Genomic DNA, 16,104 nt, shown 5'->3' with positions numbered 1-16,104 from the left:
ACCCGGCCGAAGGCCATTGATACACGGCCGCGGTAGCGGCCCTCCTTGAGGGGTCGCCGCAGGCGTGGACGCGAGGGTGGCACCCGCCGGCTCTTCGACGCGACACCACACGCCGCGACAACGCCAAACGCGATGGCGCAGCCGAGCCCCTACAGAGCATTACCAACCAAAAAAAAACCGGCTTTCGCCGGTTTTCTTCGTCATCCAGGGATCAATGGTGCCCCGAGAACGGGATCGCCTTGCGCCAGACCGACGGGTGGTGCGGCCAGTTCGGGTCCGTGAGATACGGGTGGTCCGGATAGTTCAGGGCCAGCACCTTGCGGCTCTGGTCCGCCAGCGGCTGACGGTCGAGGCCAAGGTAGCTGCGGGTCAGGATGGCCAGGGCGTCGCCCGTTTCCGGCGACTGCTGGTAGTGCTCGATCACGTACTGGGCGCGATCCGCCGAAGCGATGTAGGCCTTCGTGCGCAGGTAGTACTCGGCCACGTTGATCTCGAAGCGGGCCAGCTGATTGCGCAGGAAGATCATGCGCTGGCGGGCGTCGGTGGCGTAGGCGCTGTTCGGATAACGACGCGTCAGCTGGCTGAAGTCGTCGAATGCGGTCAGGTTGAACCCCTGGTCGCGACGGGTCGAACCCGAGTTGTCACGCTGCAGATAGCGCTCGATGATGCCGCCCGTGCGATCGAAATTGATCAGACCGCGCAGGTAATAGGCATAATCTGCATGCTTGTGGGTCGGAAACGTCTTGATGAAGCGGTTGATCGTCGAGTAAGCGTCGTCCGGCTTGTTGTCTTTGTACTGCGCGTAAGCCAGTTCGATTTGCGACTGTTCATTGATGTCACCCGACGGGAAGCGAGCGATCAGTCGCTGGTACGCTTTCTCGGCCGCGGCGTAATCGGAATGCTCCAACGAGTTGTGAGCATTGGCATACAGCCGGTCGACCGGCATCGTGTCGATCGTCTCCTTCTTGCTGCGGAACATCGAGCAGGCGCTCATCGACAGGGCGAGGACGAGCAGAATGGTGATCTTGGTTGCACGCATTGAGAGAGTTCGGATGCTTAAGCGAATGGGCATGATAGCCGAAACCGGCCTTCGGCCGGGCGGGTCGGTATGACGACGGTCCGGCATGAAGCCACGGTACCGGTGACGGCCGCTGGACGGCGTTTCGACCAGTCCGTGGCCGAGATGTTCCCCGATTACTCCCGATCCCGCCTGACGGGCTGGATCAAGGACGGGAAACTGTTGCTGGACGGGGCCCGGGTGGCTCCGCGGCATCTCGTCCGGGGTGGGGAGCACGTGGTGCTGGAAGCGGAACTGGAGGCGGAAGTCCACGCCCTGCCCGAGGATATCGCTCTGGACATCCGCTATGAGGACGACGACCTCCTGGTGCTGGACAAGCCTATGGGGCTGGTCGTCCATCCCGGGGCGGGCAATCCGGCGGGCACCCTGCTGAACGCGTTGCTGCACCACGCGCCGTCGCTGGCCGAGCTGCCGCGTGGCGGCATCGTGCATCGTCTGGACAAGGACACGGCGGGTCTCATGGTGGTCGCCAAGTCCCTGGCGGCGCACACGGGCCTGGTCGCCATGCTTTCGCGCCACGACGTCCACCGGCAGTACGAAGCGGTGGTACTCGGCACCATGGTCGCCGGCGGCACCGTGGACCAGCCGATCGGCCGTCACCAGCACGATCGGCTGAAGCAGGGCGTTCGCGACGTGGTGGACGGCGGCAAGGAAGCGATCACCCATTACCGGGTGCGCGAGCGGTTCCGCTCGCACAGCGTCCTCCAGTGCAACCTGGAGACGGGGCGTACCCATCAGATCCGCGTGCATATGGCGCATATCGGCCATCCGCTGGTCGGCGATCAGCTCTATGGCAACGGTCTGCGCCTGCCACGCGGCGCCAGCCAGGAGCTGATCGACGCCCTGCGCGGCTTCCGTCGGCAGGCTCTGCATGCCGAGAAGCTGGCCTTCGACCACCCGATCACCGGTGAGCGTCTCGAGTTCGACTCCCCGCGGCCGGCGGATCAGGACGCCCTGATCGCGACGCTGCGGCTCGATACCGAGCTGCATCCGATCGAGGACTGAGCATGCCCGACGCCTGGATCGTTCCGGACTGGGTGGCGCCCTCGGGCGTCGGCGCCGTCGTCGCCACCCGGAACGGCCCCGGCGTATCGGTCGGTCCGTACGGACGGTTCAACCTGGGCCTGCGCTCGGGCGATGCGCCGGAGGCGGTGGCCGCCAACCGCGCGGCGCTGTTGCCGGCCCTCGGTCTCCCCGAGGCGCCGCTGTGGCTGCGCCAGGTCCACGGCGTCGACGTGGCCGACGCACCCGGCGCCCACGGTGAGGAGCCCGTGGCCGATGCCGCGATCGCACGCGGGCCGGGTCGTGTCCTGGCCATCCTGACGGCGGACTGCCTGCCGGTGCTCTTTTCTTCGACGGACGGTGAGACCATCGGCGCCGCTCACGCCGGCTGGCGCGGACTGGCGGCCGGTGTCCTGGAGCACACCGTGGCGCGGATGGATGCCGATGGCGTTCAGGCCTGGCTGGGACCCGCGATCGGTGCGGCGTCTTACGAAGTGGGCGAGGAGGTCCGTGCGGCCTTCGTCGACTCGGATCCGGGTGCCGAAGCGGCGTTCACGCCGACGCGGCCCGGACACTGGCGTTGCGATCTGTACGTGCTGGCGCGGCGCAGGCTGTCGCGCGCGGGAGTGACGAACGTGTCCGGTGGCGGCTTCGACACCTTCCGCGACGACCGCCTCTATTCGTATCGTCGCGACGGTGCGGCCAGCGGCCGCTTCGCCAGTCTTATCTGGACCCGCTGAGGCGACCGCCTCAGGGGGCCGTCATGGGTCGCTGCACGTAGATTTCCGGCTTCACCTTGGGCGGCTCCATCAGCGCATGCAGGAACGCGTTGCGCCACGTCGTAATGTCGTTCCGCTCGAGCACGTCCATCATCGACTGCCAGCGCATGCGCCGCTCTTTCAGCGGCATCTCGAGGGCTCGCTTGAGCGCTTCCGACACCTCGTCCAGATCGGACGGGTTCACCAGCAGGGCGGCGTCCAGTTCCTGGGCCGCACCGGCAAAGCGCGACAGCACGAGCACGCCCGGATCCTGCGGGTCCTGGCAGGCCACGTATTCCTTGGCGACGAGGTTCATGCCGTCGCGCAGGGGCGTAACGAGGCCGACCTTGGCCACACGGAAGTACCCGGCGAGTACCTTGTGCCCGAAGGATTTGTTGACGTAGCGAATGGGCACCCAGTCCGGCTCGGCGTACTGGCCGTTGATGTGACCGGCGCTGCGCTCGAGTTCGCGGCGCAGCGAGCGATATTCCGGAACGTCCGAGCGCGAAGGCGGGGCGATCTGCAGCAGCGAGACCCGGCCGCGCATGTCCTTGTGGTCGCGCAACAGCCGCGCGAAGCCCTCGAAGCGCTCTGGAAGGCCCTTGGAGTAGTCGAGGCGGTCGACGCCGATGATCAGCTGGCGATCGTCGATGCTGGCCCGGAGCTTGGCGACCGCACCACTGTCTTCGGCGCGATGGGCCAGCTCGACCGCTTCGGCCGTATCGATGCTGATCGGGAAGACGCCGGCGCGGAAGATGCGACCGTTGGCGGCGCGGATCCGGCCACCCGTGCGCATCGCCGCGCCCAGTTCGTGCAGGAAATAATCTTCCAGCGCGCGCAGGTCGCGCTGCGTATGCAGGCCGACCAGATCATAGGAAGCCAGCGGCTCGAGCAGTTCGCGATGGCGGGGCAGCGTGATCAGCAGACCGGCGGCCGGCAGGGGCGTGTGCAGGAAGAAGCCGATCCGGTTCTCGACGCCCAGTTCGCGCAGCATGGAAGCCAGCGGAATCAGGTGGTAGTCGTGCACCCAGATGATGTCGTCTTTCTTGAGCAGCTTGGCCACGCGCTTGGCGAATGCCCGGTTGACCCGGAAATAGCCTTCGAGGTGGTCGCGCCGGTAGTCGACCAGATCGCCCCGGTAGTGAAACAGGGGCCAGAGCGCGCGGTTGGCGAAGCCGCTGTAGTAGTCGTCATGGTCCGCTTTGGACATGTCGATCGTGGCGTATTCGATGTGTCCGTCGCTGACTTCGTGCAGCTCCTTGCCGGTCTCGGCAGCGATGTTGCCGCTCCAGCCGAACCAGAGGCCGCCCATTTCCTGCAGCGCCGCGTTCATCGCGGAGGCAAGGCCACCGGTCTGCGTCTGCTTGGGCAGCGCCACGCGGTTCGATATGACGACTAGTCGGCTCATTGTGCGCGCACGGCTCCTTACATCAACCTGGATTTCACGGAATCCAGCCAATTGTGAACATCGGCCGGGCTAGACAATGTGAACGTCGCTTGTGACGGGGTCCGCGTGCCGATCCGGATGGATGCGCCGCCCCGTTCATTGACGACGGCAAAGGCGTGCTCATCGGTCAGGTCGTCACCCACGTAGACCGGGCGTCGGCCCGCGAAGGGCGCTTCGGCGAGAAAGGCGGCGACCGCCACCCCTTTGTCCATGCCCCGGGGTTTGAACTCGAACACGTAGCTGCCCGGCTGAAGTTCGAAGCCGGGAAACGCCGCCGCGATCTCCGGCGTCCGTCTGGCCAGTTCGGCTTCGAAACGCGGGTGTTCCCTGCAGTGGAGCGCCACCGACCAGCTCTTGTCTTCCACCCGCACGCCCGGCAGTTCCGCCGCGACGGCGTGCACCGTCGCACGCAGCCGGGCCAGGGCTTCCTCGTCGACCGGCACCGTCACCAGTTGGCCCTTGTCGTCCCGGCGCTCCAGGCCGTGCTGCCCGGCGGCCGCCCAGTCCGGACGATGGAAGATCGCGTCGAGCCCGGCGATGGCCCGTCCGCTGACCAGTGCCACGGCGCCACCGAGTTCCCTGCGCAGGGCATCCAGCGTATCCATCAGGCCGTCCGCGGGCGCGACGGCGGCGGGGTCGTCGGCGAACGCCAGGAGCGTGCCATCGGCGTCGAGGAAGAGAGCGGTCCGGCTGTCGATCAGATCCACAGGTGGACGGGGCAAGGTGTCGCGGTCGGCTGTCACGGCGTTTCCATCGGGCGGCTATTCCCCGAGGATGCCGTCGCTCGCGTGAAAAAAGTGCTCGCTTTTCACCGTTGAAGGACTAATGTTCGAGCCGCATCTCTTGCGCCAGAGGCGGTCGCGGGGAGGTCCCGGGTCGCGCCATCACCTTTTGGGAGACACCTTACGATGCGAATGGACAGACTTACGTCGCGTTTCCAGCAGGCCCTGGCGGACGCACAGTCGCTGGCCGTGGGCCGCGACAACAACATGCTCGAGCCGGCCCACGTCCTGGTCGCGCTGCTCGACCAGCAAGGCGGTTCGACGGGTCCATTGCTCACCCAGGCCGGGGTCAACGTACCCGCGCTGCGCCAGCGTGTGGGCGAGATCCTCGACCGCCTGCCGCGCGTCAGCGGCCAGGAGGGCAACATCAACCTCGGCAACGACCTCAACCGCCTGTTGAACCTCACTGACAAGCTGGCCCAGCAGCGTGGCGACCAGTTCATCGCCAGTGAGCTGTTCCTCCTGGCGACGCTGGAGGATCGTGGCGAAGTGGGTGGTGCGCTCAAGGCCGCGGGCGCGACGAAGGAGCGCCTCGAGGCCGCGATCGAGAAGCTGCGCGGTGGTGAGAAGGTGCAGTCCGAGAACGCCGAAGAGCAGCGGCAGGCGCTCGAGAAGTACACCATCGACCTGACCGAACGGGCTGAGAACGGCAAGCTCGATCCGGTGATCGGCCGTGACGAGGAAATCCGGCGCACGATCCAGGTGCTTCAGCGCCGCACGAAGAACAATCCGGTGCTCATCGGTGAGCCCGGCGTGGGCAAAACGGCCATCGTCGAAGGCCTGGCGCAGCGCATCGTCAATGGCGAAGTGCCCGAAGGTCTGCGCGACAAACGCGTCCTTTCGCTCGACATGGGCGCGCTGATCGCGGGCGCGAAATTCCGTGGCGAATTCGAGGAGCGCCTCAAGGCCGTGCTCAACGACCTGTCCAGACAGGAAGGTCGGGTCATCCTGTTCATCGACGAGCTGCATACCATGGTCGGTGCGGGCAAGGCCGACGGCGCGATGGACGCGGGCAACATGCTCAAGCCGGCGCTTGCGCGTGGCGAACTGCATTGCATCGGTGCCACGACCCTCGACGAATACCGCAAGTATGTGGAAAAGGATGCCGCGCTCGAGCGTCGCTTCCAGAAGGTCTACGTGGGTGAGCCGAGCGTGGAAGACACGATCGCCATCCTGCGCGGGCTGAAGGAGCGCTATGCCGTCCATCATGGTGTCGAGATCACCGACCCGGCGATCGTGGCGGCCGCCACGCTTTCGGCGCGCTACATCCCCGATCGTCAGCTGCCCGACAAGGCCATCGACCTGATGGACGAAGCGGCATCGCGTATCCGCATGGAGATCGACTCCAAGCCGGAAGAACTCGACCGCCTCGAACGCCGGCTGATCCAGCTGAAAATCCAGCGCGAGATGCTGAAGAAGGAGCCGGACGACGAGTCGAAGCAGCGCCTCGCCAACCTCGAGTCGGATATCGAAACCCTCGATCGCGAATTCTCGGACCTCAACGAGGTATGGAAGTCCGAAAAGGCGATGTTGCAGGGCGCCACGAAGATCAAGGAGCAGATCGAACAGGCTCGCCTCGAACTCGAAGCCGCACAGCGTCGCCAGGATTACGGTGCGATGAGCGAGATCCAGTACGGCCGTTTGCCCGCTCTGGAAGCGCAGCTGGCGGCCGCGCAACAGGCCGAGAAGCAGGACTTCACACTGCTGCAGGACCGCGTGACGGCCGAGGAGATCGCGGAGGTCGTCGCTCGCTGGACGGGTATTCCGGTCAACAAGATGCTCGAAGGCGAGCGCGAAAAACTCCTGCACATGGAGAGTGCGCTGCACGCCCGTGTCGTCGGGCAGGAAGAGGCGGTGCGCGCGGTGTCGGATGCGATTCGTCGCGCGCGTGCCGGCTTGTCGGATCCGAACCGTCCTTATGGCTCGTTCCTTTTCCTCGGCCCCACGGGCGTCGGCAAGACGGAACTGTGCAAGGCGCTGGCGGACTTTCTGTTCGATACGCAGGACGCGATGGTCCGCATCGACATGAGCGAGTTCATGGAGAAGCACTCCGTGAGCCGCCTCGTCGGCGCGCCTCCAGGTTACGTCGGTTACGAAGAGGGTGGGTACCTGACAGAAGCAGTGCGTCGTCGTCCGTACAGCGTGATCCTGCTAGATGAGGTCGAGAAGGCGCATCCGGATGTGTTCAACATCCTGCTGCAGGTGCTGGACGACGGTCGCCTCACCGACGGTCAGGGTCGCACGGTCGATTTCCGCAACACCGTGATCGTCATGACCTCGAACCTGGGCTCCAACCTGATCCAGGAGCAGGCGGGCGACAGCGAGGCCGACTACATGCAGATGAAGGCATCCGTGCTGGGTGTCGTGCAGGCGCACTTCCGTCCGGAGTTCATCAATCGTCTGGACGATCTGGTGGTGTTCCGCCCGCTCGACAAGAAGCAGATCCGGTCGATCGCCCGCATCCAGCTGGATTACCTGGCAAAGCGTCTGGCCGATCGTCAGCTGTCGCTGGAACTGAGTGACAAGGCGCTCGATCTGCTGGGAAGTGCGGGCTTCGATCCGGTCTACGGTGCGCGCCCGCTCAAGCGGGCTATCCAGCAGCAGCTGGAGAATCCGCTGGCGCAGCGGATCCTGCAGGGTGCGTTTTCGCCCGGGCAGACGATCCGGGTCGATTCGGATGGTAATCACCTGATCTTCGAGGCGGCATAAAAGCCCGTGTAGGAGCGCGCCTCGCGCGCGATTCTTCACGATCGCGCGCAAGGCGCGCTCCTACACGTTCCGGTTCTTCAGAACCGGAACCCCACCTTTGCGTAGTAATACCGCCCGTTGAAGCCGAACGGCGACAATGCCGAGTACTGCAGGCCGCTGAAGTAGTCCTCGCCGCTGTTGGTCGGCTTCACGCGCTGCGGGTACTGGTTGGTGACGTTATCCACGCCGACGCCGAAGTTCCACTGGCCGATGGTGTAACCGCCGGACAGATTGAGCAGCCAGCGCGCTGGAAACTTCTGATCGGTGCTCGGATCGGTGTTCACGCGGATCACCGAGCCATAGCGAGTCAGATCGGCATGGGCGTTGAATCCACCAAGCGTCCAGTCGGCACCGAGCAGGAACTTCGTTCGCGGTGTTGCGCTGGTCAGGATGCCCTGGCTGGATCGGCCGAAGAGTTCGATCGGGCCTGACGAGTTCTCCTGCAACACGGCTGGTGTCGCCCCGACCGAGAGCACCTTCACCTTGTTGTAGTTGCCGCTTGCCAGCAGGTTGAACTGGCCGAAGCTCGTCGTCGGCACGCGATAGTTCAGGACCAGATCGGCACCGCGCGTGCGTGTGGCGGCCGAGTTGGCGAAGTACTGAATCGCCGTTACCTGCTGGCCGGGTACCACGCTGTTGAAATACGCCGCCAGCAACGGGTCGGTGAGGCTGATGGTGTCGGAGTAGAGGATCTGGTGCCAGATACGGATCTGGTAGACATCGAGCGTGGCACTGAAATCCGCGGTCGGTTCCCACACCGCGCCGAGGCTGTAGTTCGCGGATTTCTCCGGCTTCAGGGGTTTGGCGCCGAGGGCGACGGCCGCGGGATCGGAGGTGCGGTACGTGCCGGTCTGCGCAAGCTGGCCGGTCGTGGGGTCGATGATGGTCACGACCGACTGATAGTTCTGCTGGGCCAGCGACGGTGCGCGGAAGCCGTTCGAGATGGTGCCGCGCAGCGCGAACTCAGGCACGAACTGGTAGCGCGCGGAAAGCTTGCCTGAGCGTGTCGAGCCGGAGTCGCTGTAGTGCTCGTAGCGGCCGGCGACCCCGGCGGAGAACTTGTCGGTGAGGTCGGTTTCGAGGTCGACGTATGCCGCCTCGCTGTGTCGCGTGAAGCTTCCGGCAGCGGTCGGGTTGAGGCCCGGAAACACCTGCGCACCGCCGGCATACGGCGTGTCCGTGCCCGGAATCAGCGTGTTCTGATTGAAGTAGTACGACTCCGGATCGCCCGCATCGATCTGGTACTTCTCCTTGCGGTACTCGGCACCGAAGGCGAGCGTCAGGGGGTTGGGCAGCCAGCCGACACTGAAGTCCTTGCCGATGTCGATGTTGGCCAGCGCCTGCGAGTTCTTGAAGGTGCCCGCGTTGAAATACGTCGGCGACGCGCCGGTGGAGTAGTACAGATTGGTGTTGATGCTGTTCTGTACGTCGAACACCAGGCTGTTGATGCCGTAGTTGCCGGAGGCGTCCCAGCGCCATCCGCCGTCGGTCACGCCTTTGACACCGAGTACGCCGGTGGAGTCGTTGGTATGGTTGACGATCTGCGGAAGGAAACCGTCGGGGTAGATGTCGGGTACGTTGCGCGCGTTCGTGGCGCCGCGGTAATAGCCGTTGGAGACGACGTCACGACGGCTGAGGCTGAGGAAGCCATAGACGTCGACGTTATGCGCGACCGCGTACTGAAAGTTGGTCAGTACCTGGTAGGTCTTTACCGCAGGGTCGCCGTAACGCTGGTGGGCGACGTTGCCGTCGGCGGCCTCTTCCGGGGTGAACAGGCTCACCGGCGAGGCGCGGTTGGTGTTCATCGAATTCTGGTAGTTGAACGCGATACGCGCCCAGCCCTTCGCATCGGCTCCCTTGCCGCCGAGGTCGATGCCGAGCGACCCGTCGATACCGTTGGTTTCGCCGTCGCCCTTGTCCATGATGCCGTAGTTGGCATTGATCGAGTTCTTGCCTTCGCCGGCGCCGTGTTTGAGCACGACGTTGATCACGCCGGCGATCGCATCCGATCCGTACTGCGCCGCGGCGCCGTCACGCAGCACCTCGATGTGGTCGATCGCGGAGATCGGAATGGAGTTCAGGTCGGCCGGTGCGGCGCCGCGTCCCACCGAGTTGTTGTAATTGACCAGTGCCGACGTGTGATAGCGCTTGCCGTCGACGAGGACCAGCGTGGCGTCGGGGGACAGGCCGCGCAGGCTGGCCGGGCGGATCGCGTCGTTACCGTCGTTGATCGCGGGACGCGGAAAGTCCAGGGAGGGCAGCAGGCGTCCGAGCGCCGTGGCGAGGTCGGTACTGCCGGTTGAGGTAAGATCCTTGGGCGAAAGTACGTCGATGGGGGAAAGCGAATTCGCTTCCGTCCGCGTCGTGCTGCGTGTACCCGTGACCACCACCTGATCGAGCTGGCGTGCCTCCTTCGTATCGGGGGGCGGTGCGGTGTCCTGTGCATAGCCGGGCGTCACGATCATGAGGCCAAGCGCGGGTAGCCAGAAGTTGGCCGACGGTTTGCGTCGTAGGGTCTTGCCTGTCGTCATTGATGGGTCCCCAGGGCGAGCTACGGTACGCGAGGCGGGACACCCCGCGGACGCGGGCGAAAGTGCCGCGTTGGATTCACGCTATGCACGCACCTTGCGGTGCGTCAACACGCTCGTAACAAATGCGCCATAATGGTGAAACGAAGGCATGACGAGCCCTTTTTTTAAGGGTCTGGCACGAAACTGGCTCGTAAGACCATGTTGGTGCAATGCAAAATCCTGTGCCCGGTTCCGCGTTCGCACCGCCGGGCGGATCATTGAAAATCCCCGCGCCGGCCAGATAATGCCGGGCTGAATCCCAAGGCTCCCGCGTCATGCCCATCTACGAATTCCAGTGCAAGGCCTGTGGTCATCGTTTCGAGCGGCTGCAGAAGATGTCCGACGCCGATCCGTCGGTGTGCCCCAGCTGCGGCGAACCACAGGTCGGCCGGATGCTGAGCGCGCCGCAGTTCCGCCTTGCCGGCGGTGGCTGGTATGAGACGGATTTCAAGAAGGACGGCGACAAGAAGCGAAATCTTGCGGAAGGCTCGTCCGGGGCGCCCGCGCCGGCCGCTGCGCCGGCTCCGTCCCCGGCGCCCGCGCCCGCGCCGGCTCCCGCCGCGGGTTCGAAGTCCACGGGCGACTGACGGCCTGCCGTGGCGGCAACGTTTTCCTGCGATCCGTTCAAACAGCGTTGCGGATCCTTCCGATAGTTTTTGCGCCACACACATCGGAGGTCAGGGGTATGAAACGCATTCTTGGGTTGGTCGGCATGCTGGCGCTGGGCGCGGGCCTGTTCGCTACGCCGCACGTCGCCCATGCCCAGCGCGGCGGCGACACGGTCAACTGCTTCAGCGACAACGGCCGCCGGTCCTACTGCCGGGTGCCGTGGCGTGACGCCCGCCTGATCCGCCAGGATTCGAAGACCGCCTGCATACGGGGTCGCACCTGGGACATGGACCGCAACGGCCTGTGGGTCGACGACGGTTGCCGCGGCATCTTCCAGGAGGCCGGCGGCTGGGGCGGCGGCGGGCGTCCGGGCTGGGGCGATGGCGGTCGGCCGGGCTGGGGTGACGATGGTCGTCCCGGTGGCGGTCGTCCGGGGTATGGCGGCAACAGCGGCCAGATCGTCTCCTGCGACAGCGAAGACAACAAGCGCGTGTTCTGCCGCTGGCCGCTCGGCCGCGGTGCTCGCCTGGTTGAACAGAACTCCAATGCCTCCTGTCGCGAGGGCTACAGCTACGGCTTCACCCGGGACGGCATCTGGGCCGATCACGGTTGCCGCGCGAAGTTCGATATCGGCCGCTGAGCGGCTCCCGTCGGCGCCTGGGGACCCCGGTCGTGTTACGATCCGGGGTCTTTTCCCACGAAGCTTCAAGCGCATGCGCACTCATTTTTGCGGACTCATCGACGAGTCGCTGATCGGTCAGGAAGTCACCCTGTGCGGCTGGGTCAACACCCTTCGCCTGCAGAGCCATGTGGCCTTCGTCGACCTTCGTGACCACGAGGGCATCGCCCAGGTCGTGATCGAGCGCGAGAATGCCGTCGCCTTTGCCGTCGCCGGCGACCTGGGAAACGAGTTCGTCATCCGCGTCACGGGCCAGATTCGCCAGCGTCTGTCGCCTAACGACAAGCTCAGGACCGGCACCGTCGAGCTCCTGGCGGATTCCGTCGAGATCCTCAACGAAGCCCGCGACCTGCCGTTCGCGCAGCACGAGACGCCGAACGAGGACATGCGGATGACCTACCGCTACCTCGACCTGCGCCGTCCCGAGATGCAGCAGATGATGCGCACGCGTACCGCACTGGTCCGCGAGCTGCGTCGTTATCTCGATACCGCCGGTTTCCAGGACATCGAAACCCCGATCCTGACCAAGGCCACGCCGGAAGGCGCGCGCGACTATCTGGTCCCCAGCCGCGTGCACCCGGGCCAGTTCTATGCGCTGCCGCAGTCGCCGCAGCTGTTCAAACAGATCCTGATGATGGCCGGCTTCGATCGCTACTATCAGATCGCCCGCTGCTTCCGCGACGAAGACCTCCGCGCCGACCGCCAGCCGGAATTCACCCAGCTCGACCTGGAGTTCGCCTTCGTCGAAGAGCGTGACGTCCAGGACTTCGTCGAGAACCTCATTCGCCACGTCTTCCGCGAAGTGCGCAAGGTCGAGCTCGATGCGTCGTTCCCGCGTATGACCTATGCCGAGGCCATGCGCCGCTTCGGGTCCGACAAGCCCGACCTGCGCATCGCGCTCGAGCTCACGGACATCGCCGAGGCCGTGAAGCACGTCGAGTTCAAGGTTTTCTCCGGCCCCGCCAACGACCCGGCCGGTCGTGTGGCGGCCCTGCGCGTGCCTGGCGCGGCGGATCTGTCGCGTAAGGACATCGACGGTCTGACCGAATACGCGGGTCGCTACGGCGCGAAGGGCCTTGCCTGGCTGAAGGTCGACGACCTCGCCAAGGGTCGCGAAGGCATCAACTCGCCGGTGGCTAAGTTCCTCGACGACGCCGCGCTCGAACAGGTGCTGTCGCTCACGGGCGCCGGCAACGGCGACATCGTGTTCTTCGGTGCAGGCGCATGGAAGACGGTTACCGACTTCATGGGCGCCCTGCGTATCCGTGTCGGTCGCGATCGCGGTCTGGTCGAAAACAGCTGGAAACCGCTGTGGGTCACCGACTTTCCGATGTTCGAGTACGACGACGAGGAAAAACGCTTCGTCGCGCTCCATCACCCGTTCACCGCCCCGAAGGTCGACGACATAGCCGATCTTCGCGCCCATGCCGCTGACGCCGTGAGCCGCGGCTACGACATGGTCCTCAACGGCAACGAGATCGGTGGAGGCTCCATCCGTATCCACCGTCCCGAGATGCAGAGCACCGTATTCGACCTGCTCGGCATCGGCGCGGACGAGGCGGAGGCCAAGTTCGGCTTCCTCCTCAAGGCGCTGCGCATGGGCGCGCCGCCCCATGGCGGCCTGGCCTTCGGCATCGACCGCATCGCCGCGCTCATGGCGGGTACGGAATCCATCCGTGACGTCATCGCCTTCCCGAAGACCACCAGCGCCCAGGATCTTATGACCGATGCGCCGTCGCCGGTCTCCGAGCCGCAGCTGAAAGAACTGCACGTCCGCGTCGCCGCCGCGGAGGCGCTGAAAGCCTGACCCTCGGAGCCTCGTGTCCATGAGTGACTCGCCTGCCGATGTCCTGCTCCTCCATGGCTTGTGGATGCGGGGCTTCGCCATGGCGATGCTCAGCCGGCGGCTGCGCGAGGAAGGTTTCCGGGTTCACCAGTTCGAATACATGAGTGTGGCCGCGCCGCCGGAGCAGGCGATCGCGCGGCTGCGCAAGCGCATCCGCCATCTGGGGCCCGGGCCCGTCCACGTGGTGGGGCACAGCCTGGGCGGCATCCTTGCCTTGCTGGCCTGCCGCGACGAGGACCTGCCCCAGGGTCGTATCGTATGTCTCGGTTCGCCGCTCAATGGCAGTGGCGCGGCCCGTGGGCTGACCCACCGCTGGGGCGGCGACATGCTGCTCGGACGCGCCCGGGGCCTGCTCGAGCACGGTCTGGACCGCTGGGACGGTCCCCGCGAGGTCGGCATGATCGCCGGCCGCATGCCGGTCGGTCTGGGGGCGTTCGTCGGCGAACTCGGTGCCGAGCACGATGGTTCCGTCGGCGTGGAAGAAACCCGCCTGCCGGGGCTTTGCGCGCACTGCGTTCTGGAGACCAGCCACACCGGCATGCTGGTGTCGGCGGACGTCGCCAGGCAGGTCGGTGTCTTCCTGAGGGAGGGGCGTTTCGATACCCCCCTTAGCCCCCCGACGTGATTGCGGATAGAATCGCGCCCTCGTCCGTCCGGTAAGTCCAGGAATCGAACATGGGTAGAGGCCCTTCCATCGAAGGTCGCAAGAATGCCGAAGACGCCAAGCGCGCCAAGGTGTTCACCAAGCTGATCCGCGAAATCACCATCGCCACCCGTGGCGGCGTGCCCGATCCCAACGGCAACCCGCGCCTGCGCGCGGCTGTCGACAAGGCGCTGGGCGCCAACATGACCAAGGACACCATCGATCGCGCGATCAAGCGCGGTTCGGGTGCCGAGGGCGGGGCGGACATGCACGAGGTTCGCTACGAGGGCTACGGTCCGGCGGGCACCGCGCTGATCATCGACTGCGTCACCGACAACCAGACCCGCACCGTGGCCGACGTCCGCGCGTCGCTGACCAAGCTCGGCGGCAACCTCGGGACGACCAACTCGGTCGCGTTCCAGTTCACCCGTGTGGGTCAGGTGCTGATCCATACCGGCGGCGACGCGGACATCGAGGGCAAGCTCGAAGAGGCCGCGATCGAAAACAACGCGGAAGACATCGTCATCGAGAATGGTGTCGGTACGGTGCTGCTCGCCGCCGACCCGATCGCCGTGGAGGCCATGCGCAAGGCGCTGGTGGCGGCGGGCTTCGAGGTCGAAAGCTCCGACGTGGTCATGCGGCCCAACGGCCCCCTGGTCACGCCGACCGGCGAGGCGCTGGAGCATTTCGAGAAGCTTCTCGACCGGCTCAACGCGCTGGACGATGTCGACGAGGTCTACCACAACGCCGTTCTCCCGACGCAGGATGCGGACGAGGCGTGACGCCTCCGCCCCCTTATCGTCTTGCGTATTAATTCGCTGTCATGACCCGCATCCTCGGTATCGATCCGGGTAGCCAGCGTACGGGCGTCGGTCTCATCGACGTCGCCGACAATGGCGCGCTCACCCATGTCTGGCATGGCGCGCTCGTCGTCGGCGGGGAAGCGACCTTTCCCCTCCGGCTGAAACGCATCTTTGACGAACTCTGCGCCATCATCGGTACGCATGCTCCCGCGGAAGCCGCGATCGAGCGTGTGTTCATGGCGCGCAACGCCGACTCGGCCCTGAAGCTGGGTCAGGCGCGTGGCGCGGCCGTGTGTGCCGTTGTCAGCCAGGGAATCGTCGTGCATGAGTACGCGGCGACCGAGGTCAAACAGGCGGTGGTCGGTACCGGCCGCGCCGACAAGACCCAGGTCCAGCACATGATCGGGATGATCCTCGGTATCAAGGGTCCGCTCCAGGCGGACGCCGCCGACGCGTTGGCGATCGCGATCGCCCACGCGCATACCCGTTCCAGCATTGAACGCGTGGGTATCCCGCGCACGGCATGGAGACGTCGCCGATGATCGGCCGCCTGCGAGGCACTCTTATCAGCAAGCAGCCGCCCTCCCTCCTCATCGAGGTGGGTGGCGTGGGTTACGAGGTCGACGCTCCCATGTCGACCATTTACGACCTTCCGGCGACCGGCAAGGAGGTCATCCTTCTCACGCATTACGCGGTGAAAGAGGATGGCGTGTCGCTTTACGGCTTTATGCACGAAGCCGAGCGGGCGATGTTCCGCAACCTGCTCAAGGTGAGCGGTATCGGCGCGAAGATCGCGCTGGCCGTGCTTTCGGGCGTGTCGACCGATGAGCTGTCGCGCCTGGTTCATGCGGGCGACGTCGTGGCCCTGACCAAGATTCCGGGCATCGGCAAGAAGACCGCCGAGCGGATGGTCGTGGAACTCCGTGACCGCGTCGACGCGGTGGGCGTGCGCCTGCCGGCGGCGATGGGGGCGGGCGTGTCCGCGCCGGTCGACCCCGTGAGTGAAGCCACGGTGGCCCTTCAGCAGTTGGGCTACAAGCCGGTCGAAGCGTCGCGTCTGGTCCAGAAGGCGGCCGCCGACGGCGACACCGCCGAAGCCATCATCCGCAAGGCGCTCCGCGCCGCCCTGGGGGGCTGAG

General features: G+C 65.6%; 14 protein-coding genes. 10 read left to right on the top strand and 4 right to left on the bottom strand.

Translation table 11 applies throughout. The features are described 5' to 3' along the window. Positions 1-211: 211 nt before the first annotated feature. Entirely contained in the window at positions 212-1,039 is an 828-nt protein-coding gene (locus BLT40_RS08325; RefSeq protein ID WP_090352639.1) for an outer membrane protein assembly factor BamD, read from the bottom strand. 69 nt (positions 1,040-1,108) lie between these two features. Between BLT40_RS08325 and rluD the strand changes: the two genes are divergently transcribed. After that, positions 1,109-2,083, top strand: coding sequence for a 23S rRNA pseudouridine(1911/1915/1917) synthase RluD (rluD, locus tag BLT40_RS08320; protein ID WP_090352638.1), 975 nt, complete (start codon positions 1,109-1,111; stop codon positions 2,081-2,083). A gap of 2 nt (positions 2,084-2,085) precedes the next feature. Then, positions 2,086-2,820: a peptidoglycan editing factor PgeF gene (gene pgeF / locus BLT40_RS08315; RefSeq protein WP_090352637.1), complete on the top strand. Its 735-nt coding sequence runs from the start codon at positions 2,086-2,088 to the stop codon at positions 2,818-2,820. A gap of 10 nt (positions 2,821-2,830) precedes the next feature. On the opposite strand, the gene otsA is transcribed toward pgeF, so the two are convergent. Together otsA and otsB are read right to left on the bottom strand one after the other, a co-directional pair. Further along, positions 2,831-4,246 carry an alpha,alpha-trehalose-phosphate synthase (UDP-forming) gene (gene otsA, locus BLT40_RS08310; RefSeq protein ID WP_079522658.1) on the bottom strand — a complete coding sequence of 472 codons (1,416 nt, stop codon included), beginning with the start codon at positions 4,244-4,246 and terminating at the stop codon, positions 2,831-2,833. Between the two features lie 17 nt (positions 4,247-4,263). Beyond that, the gene (gene otsB, locus BLT40_RS08305) at positions 4,264-5,028 is read right to left on the bottom strand and encodes a trehalose-phosphatase (protein WP_090352636.1); all 765 of its coding nucleotides are present in this window, start codon (positions 5,026-5,028) and stop codon (positions 4,264-4,266) included. Between the two features lie 165 nt (positions 5,029-5,193). Here otsB and clpB point away from each other — a divergent pair, with 165 nt between their 5' ends. After that, positions 5,194-7,776: an ATP-dependent chaperone ClpB gene (gene clpB / locus BLT40_RS08300; RefSeq protein WP_090352635.1), complete on the top strand. Its 2,583-nt coding sequence runs from the start codon at positions 5,194-5,196 to the stop codon at positions 7,774-7,776. Positions 7,777-7,853: 77 nt separating this feature from the next. Here clpB and BLT40_RS08295 read toward each other — a convergent pair whose 3' ends face one another. Further along, complete coding sequence (locus BLT40_RS08295; protein WP_090353823.1) at positions 7,854-10,280, bottom strand: TonB-dependent receptor domain-containing protein; 2,427 nt, start codon at positions 10,278-10,280, stop codon at positions 7,854-7,856. Positions 10,281-10,660: 380 nt separating this feature from the next. Between BLT40_RS08295 and BLT40_RS08290 the strand changes: the two genes are divergently transcribed. The 7 genes from BLT40_RS08290 to ruvA all read left to right on the top strand — a co-directional run bounded on the left by BLT40_RS08290 (position 10,661) and on the right by ruvA (position 16,103). After that, positions 10,661-10,972 carry an FmdB family zinc ribbon protein gene (locus BLT40_RS08290; protein WP_036110620.1) on the top strand — a complete coding sequence of 104 codons (312 nt, stop codon included), beginning with the start codon at positions 10,661-10,663 and terminating at the stop codon, positions 10,970-10,972. Positions 10,973-11,070: 98 nt separating this feature from the next. Further along, positions 11,071-11,634, top strand: coding sequence for a DUF3011 domain-containing protein (locus tag BLT40_RS08285; RefSeq protein WP_254857321.1), 564 nt, complete (start codon positions 11,071-11,073; stop codon positions 11,632-11,634). Positions 11,635-11,707: 73 nt separating this feature from the next. Then, positions 11,708-13,480: an aspartate--tRNA ligase gene (aspS, locus tag BLT40_RS08280; protein ID WP_036110622.1), complete on the top strand. Its 1,773-nt coding sequence runs from the start codon at positions 11,708-11,710 to the stop codon at positions 13,478-13,480. Positions 13,481-13,499: 19 nt separating this feature from the next. After that, on the top strand, positions 13,500-14,144 hold the full coding sequence (locus BLT40_RS08275) for an esterase/lipase family protein (RefSeq protein ID WP_079522654.1): 645 nt from the start codon (positions 13,500-13,502) through the stop codon (positions 14,142-14,144). A gap of 50 nt (positions 14,145-14,194) precedes the next feature. Then, positions 14,195-14,944: a YebC/PmpR family DNA-binding transcriptional regulator gene (locus tag BLT40_RS08270; RefSeq protein ID WP_079522653.1), complete on the top strand. Its 750-nt coding sequence runs from the start codon at positions 14,195-14,197 to the stop codon at positions 14,942-14,944. A 41-nt stretch (positions 14,945-14,985) separates the two neighbouring features. After that, positions 14,986-15,507, top strand: a complete 522-nt coding sequence (gene ruvC, locus BLT40_RS08265; RefSeq protein ID WP_036110629.1) for a crossover junction endodeoxyribonuclease RuvC — start codon at positions 14,986-14,988, stop codon at positions 15,505-15,507. Continuing rightward, positions 15,504-16,103 carry a Holliday junction branch migration protein RuvA gene (gene ruvA, locus BLT40_RS08260; RefSeq protein WP_036110633.1) on the top strand — a complete coding sequence of 200 codons (600 nt, stop codon included), beginning with the start codon at positions 15,504-15,506 and terminating at the stop codon, positions 16,101-16,103. The genes ruvC and ruvA overlap by 4 nt, the downstream gene beginning before the upstream one ends. Position 16,104: the final 1 nt, after the last annotated feature.

Origin of the sequence: Dyella sp. 333MFSha (genome assembly GCF_900102405.1) — a bacterium.
Taxonomy (GTDB): domain Bacteria; phylum Pseudomonadota; class Gammaproteobacteria; order Xanthomonadales; family Rhodanobacteraceae; genus Luteibacter; species Luteibacter mycovicinus.
This window is presented reverse-complemented; position numbering and strand designations above follow the sequence as displayed.